At 59.3% G+C, this 6,128-nt stretch carries 7 protein-coding genes; all 7 read left to right on the forward strand.

The features are described 5' to 3' along the window. The first annotated feature begins 11 nt into the window (after positions 1-11). On the forward strand, positions 12-992 hold the full coding sequence (locus BLJAPNOD_RS28005; protein WP_115422235.1) for a sugar ABC transporter substrate-binding protein: 981 nt from the start codon (positions 12-14) through the stop codon (positions 990-992). 163 nt (positions 993-1,155) lie between these two features. Next, entirely contained in the window at positions 1,156-2,133 is a 978-nt protein-coding gene (locus tag BLJAPNOD_RS28010) for an ABC transporter permease (RefSeq protein ID WP_025430662.1), read from the forward strand. Positions 2,134-2,136: 3 nt separating this feature from the next. Next, positions 2,137-2,868, forward strand: coding sequence for an ATP-binding cassette domain-containing protein (locus tag BLJAPNOD_RS28015; RefSeq protein WP_025430661.1), 732 nt, complete (start codon positions 2,137-2,139; stop codon positions 2,866-2,868). A gap of 11 nt (positions 2,869-2,879) precedes the next feature. Further along, positions 2,880-3,623 (forward strand): SDR family oxidoreductase, encoded by a 744-nt coding sequence (locus tag BLJAPNOD_RS28020; protein ID WP_115422236.1) that lies wholly within the window; start codon positions 2,880-2,882, stop codon positions 3,621-3,623. Next, positions 3,624-4,523, forward strand: coding sequence for an aldose 1-epimerase (locus tag BLJAPNOD_RS28025; protein ID WP_115422237.1), 900 nt, complete (start codon positions 3,624-3,626; stop codon positions 4,521-4,523). It abuts the gene before it with no gap. Further along, positions 4,510-5,646, forward strand: a complete 1,137-nt coding sequence (locus BLJAPNOD_RS28030) for a fumarylacetoacetate hydrolase family protein (RefSeq protein ID WP_115422242.1) — start codon at positions 4,510-4,512, stop codon at positions 5,644-5,646. The genes BLJAPNOD_RS28025 and BLJAPNOD_RS28030 overlap by 14 nt, the downstream gene beginning before the upstream one ends. A 10-nt stretch (positions 5,647-5,656) precedes the next feature. After that, positions 5,657-6,128, forward strand: a 472-nt coding sequence (locus BLJAPNOD_RS28035; RefSeq protein WP_115422238.1) for an aldehyde dehydrogenase family protein, incomplete at its 3' end; no start/stop codon positions are given.

Here is a 6,128-nt window from a genome sequence, read left to right on the forward strand (position 1 = left end):
GAGGAGTAAATATGAGAAGGATTTTGACTGGGTGCGCTTTGAGCATAGCGCTTTTGGGCTCGACAGCGCTCGGGGCATCCGCGGAACCGCTGAACATCGTCTTCACGCACCATTCGTCGGCGTCGAATACGTTTTGGCAGGCGGTGAAGAAGGGCTTTGACGACGCCTGCGAGAAGATCGCAGCCAACTGCCAGATGGTCTTTACGCAGAACGAAGGCTCCGTCGAGCAGCAGCTTTCGAACATGGAGGCGGCCCTGGCGCGCAAGCCTGATGCCCTTCTAACTTCGATCGTCGACGACAAGGCGTTCGATGACGTCATCGCCCGCGCCACCAAGGACGACGTCGTCGTGATCGGGGTCAATGTGGATGACAGTCAGGGCGCTCAAGGAAACATGCGCGCTGCTTTTGTCGGCCAGGGATTCCGGCCAGCCGGCCACTCGCTCGGTCAGGCCATGGCGGAGAATTTCCCGAAGGAGGGGCCGATCAAGGTGCTGGTCGGAGTTTCGGCTCCAGGCCAGAACTGGTCTGAGGCGCGCGGGCAGGGCGTCATGGATTTCCTGGAGGAATACAAGGCCGCCAATCCCAACCGAGAGGTTTCCTGGGAGCGAATCGACAGCGGCACTGATCTTGCGATTACGGCCGATCGTGTCGGCGCCTATCTCAACGCCCACCCCGACACCACCGCCTATTTCGACACTGGCTTTTGGCATGCGGCGGTCGCACGGGTGCTGAAGGATCGCGGCGTCGAGCCGGGCAGGGTGCTGCTAGGGGGCTTCGACCTCGTGCCGGAAGTCGTTCAGCAGATGCAGACCGGCTACGTCCAGGTTCAGGTCGATCAGCAGCCCTACATGCAGGGCTTCATGCCAGTCATGCAGGTCTATCTCGCCAAGACTTTCGGGCTCGCCCCGTCCGACATTGACACGGGGCAGGGCATTGTTCGCCCCGCCGATGCCGAGACGATCATGGAGTTCTCCGCCAAGGGTCTTCGCTAACGCACTTCCCGGGGGCCGGAGCGGATTCTTCGGGAAAGACAAACTAGCCTGTTCAGGGAGTTAGAGTGTGCTTTGCCCGTCAAGTTGAACGGGCAGAGCGCCAAATTTGGCCGAGAGGGTACGGCGAGTACATCGCCGCCCTCTCGCACTGGAGCCGCATGCAATGAAACGTTTTTTGAAAATCTACATGGATAAGCCCGAACTGGCCGCGCTTATCCTTCTCCTACTTCTAATGGGTATCTTCCAGAGCCAGTCCGAAGGCGTGTTCTTGAGTCTTGACAATTTGCGCGGCGTTTTGGGGATCCTGCCCGAGATGGCACTGGTCGCGATCGGTGTGACGGTTCTCATGATCTGCGGTGAATTCGACCTTTCAGTGGGAGCCGTATTCGCTCTGATGCCGATGTCGATGGCGGTGCTGATGGTTACAGGGATTTCGTTCCCACTGGCACTGATCGCCGGCCTTCTTGTGTGCGTCTTTATCGGCCTTCTGAACGGTTTTCTGACCATTCGCTTCGCGATACCAAGTTTCATCACCACGCTTGGCATGATGTTTGTCGCCAGATCCCTGACTGTTGTGATCTCGGGCGGATTTCCACCGCTTCTACCGGCCGATCTCCCCACGTGGCTCTTCACTAGCTTCGTCGGGCCGGGCGAACTGGTGAGAATGTCATTCATCTGGTTTGTGGCCATCGCTGGTCTCGTGTCGTTGCTCCTCAGCCGTACGAACTTTGGCAACTGGATCCGAGCAACCGGCGGATTCCTGCCGGCGGCAGCGGCACTCGGCATCCCGACAGCGCGCGTCAAGATCGCCTGTTTCATTCTCTGCTCGGTACTAAGCGGATTTGCCGGATTGATCCAGGTGCTGCGCCTCGGTTCGCCCCTGCCGTCAATCGGCGAGGGAATGGAGCTTCAGGCCGTGGCGGCGGCGGTCATCGGTGGCACTGCACTGACCGGCGGGGTCGGCGCCGTTTTGGGCGGCATCGTGGGCGTTGCGCTGATCCGCGTGATCGACAATGGTCTCGTTCTCAGCCAGGTCGACGCCAACTGGTTCAAGTTCGCCATCGGCTCGCTGACCATCTTTGCGGTGGTCGCCAATTCTTGGCTGCGCAAGCGCGCAAAGTCGATCAAAGTGGAGGTCTGAACCATGAAGGATACCATCGTTTCCGTCAAAAACCTGCACAAGTGGTATTCGGGCGTGCATGCGCTGAAAGGCGTCTCGGTCGATTTCGCCCGCAACGAAGCAGTGGGCCTCATCGGTGATAACGGTGCCGGCAAATCCACACTGATCAATATCCTCTCCGGTGTGCAGAAGCAGGATGAGGGTGACATCTATATCGAATCCGAGAAAGTCGCGATCTGCAGCCCGCGCGATTCCATGCGTCTCGGCATCGAGACGATCTACCAGTACAACTCCATGGTTCCAACCATGTCGATTGCGCGGAATTTGTTCATCGGTCGAGAGCCGCTGAAATACTCGGTGTTTGGCGTCGGTGTTATGGATCTACGGAAGATGCGCGAGGAAAGTGTCCGGGCGATCGCAGATGTCGATCTGCATCTCCGCTCGCCCGATGCGCTGGTTGGTGAGCTTTCCGGGGGGCAGCGGCAGGGTGTCGCCATCGCCCGAGCCATGCACTTTAAATCCAAGGTGATGATCCTCGATGAGCCGACGAACCATCTTTCGGTCAAGGAGACCAACAAGGTCATCGGTTTCGTTCGTTCGCTGAAGGAACAGAACGTCACGGGGATCTTCATTAGCCACAATATGCATCATGTCTTCGACTGCTGTGACCGTGTGGTCGCGATGGCGCGTGGACAGATCGTGCTCGATAAGCGTGTCGCCGACACGTCGATCGACGAAGTGCAGTCGGTGCTTTGAAGGGAACGCAAATGGAAACGCTTCAAGGAAAGGTGGCACTCGTCACCGGAGGCCTCGGCACGCTCGGTCGAGCACAGGCAAGGAAGCTCAATAAGGAAGGCGCGACCGTCGTCATACTCGACCGTCCTGGGCTGGAGGATGCGCAAACGCTGGCACTAACCCTTGGCGAAAACGTGCGCTTTCTCGGTTGTGATCTGAACGATCTCGCCACATCGGAAAGGGTCATTCGGGAAGAGGCGGAGGCCTCAGGTGGCATCGACATCCTGATCAACAACGCCGCGCTCATCATCAACAAGCCGTTTCAAGAATTCAGCCTGGAGGAGTACGAAGATCAGATCCGGGTCAACTCCTCAGCTGCCTTTGCTGCTGTCAGAGGCTGTGCGGACTTGATGAAGCGCAAGGGGGCAGGCAAGATTCTCAACTTTGCTTCCATCACGCTCAATGGCCAATGGGAAGGCTACGTACCGTATGTGGCGTCAAAAGGTGCGATGGTCGGCCTCACGAAGGCGCTGGCCCGTGAGCTTGGTCCACATGGCATCAATGTCAATGCGGTTTCGCCGGGCGCAATTGTTTCCGAAGCGGAAGACCGGATCTTTGCAGATAGGCTCCAGGAATACAACGATTGGATCCTGACGCGGCAATGCCTCAAAAAACGCATCCGGCCCGAAGATGTGGCCGAACTCGTTTTCTTCCTCGTCTCGCCGGCCTCCGACATGATTTCTGGGCAGAACTTCGCGATCGACGGCGGCTGGTAGATGGTGGCCGAGCGGATCGTCCTGGATAATGGCAACGCGCGCGTCGAACTCGTTCCGGCGCTCGGAGGGGGGATTGCGCGGCTTGATGTGCGACACCCGAACGGTGCACTACTTCCCGTGTTGAGGCCATGGAACGGGCGGATGGAGGATGGCCCCTTCGCACTCGGCTGCAATGTGCTAGTCCCATTTTCCAATCGCATTTCCGGGGGCGGCTTCGAGCACGATGGTACGTTCCATCCTGTTCCTGCCAACCTTCGTGGCGAGCCTTTGCCCATTCACGGGGACGGCTTTCAGCGACGTTGGCGCACACTTGCCCGGCGCTCAGAGTTCCTCGAAGTAGAATGCGACGGGGAGATCGGTCCATTCCGCTACCGGGCACGGCAAATCATCACGCTCGCCGTGGGCAAACTGACGGTAAAGCTCGACGTTGAAAATCTCTCGGAGCAGGCATTGCCGTTCGGCGTGGGATTTCACCCGTGGTTTCCTAGAAACGCGGACACTCGGCTGCGATTCCGTGCCGCGGAGATATGGCTGGAGGACGAGCATCATCTTCCAGCCGGGCGGCAAGAGATCGGTGACGCTTCAGACTGGAACTTCGATGAAGGGCGGAACTTGCCCGACGACTGGATCAACAACGCCTTCGGCGAGTGGGGTGGAGAAGCCGTGATCACGCAAGGCGAGGGGGCCGTCTCTCTCAGGCTCTCCGCTTCGGATAACCTCGCATATGCGTTGGTCTTCTCGCCGGGGTCGAAGGCCGACTTCTTTTGCATTGAGCCGGTTTCCCACCCTGTCGACGCGCATAATCTTGAGGGTCACCCCGGCCTTCAGGTGCTCGAACACCGCCAAAAACTGACTGCTTCAATGACGTTGAAATGGGATGAACGATATGGAACTCAGTAAGAGCGGCACCTTCGTAGGTCGCGTCTGGCTGCCGCAAGAAGAGGGGCCGGCACTGGTGGCTGTTAGGGCCGGCGTACTCTTCGATATTACCTCGAAAGATGCGCCAACGATGCGCGATCTCGCCGAGATGGACGATCCAGTCGGGTTTGTTCGTGCCCAAGAGGGAAAAGCGATCTGCAATCTCGACGATGTTTTGTCCGGCCGGGCCGCTAACCCGAGCATGCCCCGGCTGCTCGCCCCATGCGATCTTCAGGCGATCAAGGCCTGCGGGGTGACCTTTGCGCGCTCGATGCTCGAGCGGGTGATCGAGGAGCGCGCGGCAGGAAATCCCGACCTCGCCTCCAAAATCCGCGAACGCGTGACGGCGGTCGTCGGAGACAGCCTGCGCAATCTCAAGGCCGGTTCGCTGGCAGCCGCGAAGGTCAAGGAGGCACTGATCGAGGAGGGTGTCTGGTCTCAATATCTCGAAGTCGGAATCGGTCCTGACGCCGAAGTCTTCACAAAGGGACAGATCATGTCAGCGGTCGGTTATGGGGACGAGGTGGGGCTCCACCCGATCTCGAGATGGAACAACCCTGAACCGGAGGTGGTACTGGTTGTGGACAGTAGGGGCCGGGTGAAGGGAGCGACGCTCGGCAACGATGTGAACCTGCGCGATGTCGAAGGGCGTTCGGCGCTGTTGCTCGGCAAAGCCAAGGACAACAACGCCTCCTGCGCACTCGGGCCGTTCATTCGACTGTTCGACGAAAGCTATTCGATCGATGACGTTCGCGATGCCAAACTCGATCTGAGGATTGAAGGCGAAGATGGCTATGTCCTGACCGGCAGCAGTTCGATGAAGGAGATCAGCCGCGATCCACTCGACCTCGTGGCGCAGACTATCGGTCCCCATCACCAATATCCCGATGGCTTGATGTTGTTCATGGGCACGCTGTTCGCTCCGGTCGAAGATCGCGACGTCCCGGGTCAGGGCTTCACACACAAGATCGGCGATATCGTGACGATTTCTAACCGACAACTGGGGTCTCTCGTCAACACAGTGCGGCTGTCAACGGAGTGTATTCCATGGACGTTCGGCGCATCCCATCTCATGCGGAACCTCGCCGCACGCCAGCTGATCTAGGAACCCCATTATGACATTGCACCAGAACCTGATTGCCGGCGAATGGGTTGGCGGTGATGGCGTTCTCAATATCAATCCGTCCGACACCAACGACGTGATCGGGGAGTATGCCCGCGCCTCGGTCGAGGATGCGAAGGCGGCGATTGCCGCCGCCAAGGCCGCCTTTCCGGCCTGGTCGCGCTCCGGCATTCTCGAGCGCCACGCCATCCTTCGAAAGACCGCCGACGAGATTTTGGCGCGCAAGGACGAACTCGGACGGCTGTTGTCGCGCGAAGAGGGCAAGACGCTGGCCGAGGGCATCGGCGAGACCGTGCGTGCCGGCCAGATCTTCGACTTCTTCGCCGGTGAGGCGCTGCGTTTGGCCGGCGAGGTCATCCCCTCGGTGCGCCCGAACATCGGCGTCGAGATCACCCGCGAGCCGGTCGGCGTCGTCGGCATCATCACGCCGTGGAATTTCCCGATCGCCATTCCCGCCTGGAAGA

Source organism: Ensifer sp. M14 (genome assembly GCF_003355565.1).
In the GTDB taxonomy this organism is placed as follows: Bacteria; Pseudomonadota; Alphaproteobacteria; order Rhizobiales; family Rhizobiaceae; genus Ensifer.

What these genes read in the sequence shown, in the direction of transcription:
- BLJAPNOD_RS28010 (WP_025430662.1), top strand. Translation starts at nt 1,156, where the DNA reads ATGAAACGTTTTTTGAAAATCTACATGGATAAGCCCGAACTGGCCGCG.
- BLJAPNOD_RS28020 (WP_115422236.1), top strand. Translation starts at nt 2,880, where the DNA reads ATGGAAACGCTTCAAGGAAAGGTGGCACTCGTCACCGGAGGCCTCGGC.
- BLJAPNOD_RS28025 (WP_115422237.1), top strand. Translation starts at nt 3,624, where the DNA reads ATGGTGGCCGAGCGGATCGTCCTGGATAATGGCAACGCGCGCGTCGAA.
- BLJAPNOD_RS28030 (WP_115422242.1), top strand. Translation starts at nt 4,510, where the DNA reads ATGGAACTCAGTAAGAGCGGCACCTTCGTAGGTCGCGTCTGGCTGCCG.
- BLJAPNOD_RS28005 (WP_115422235.1), top strand. Translation starts at nt 12, where the DNA reads ATGAGAAGGATTTTGACTGGGTGCGCTTTGAGCATAGCGCTTTTGGGC.
- BLJAPNOD_RS28015 (WP_025430661.1), top strand. Translation starts at nt 2,137, where the DNA reads ATGAAGGATACCATCGTTTCCGTCAAAAACCTGCACAAGTGGTATTCG.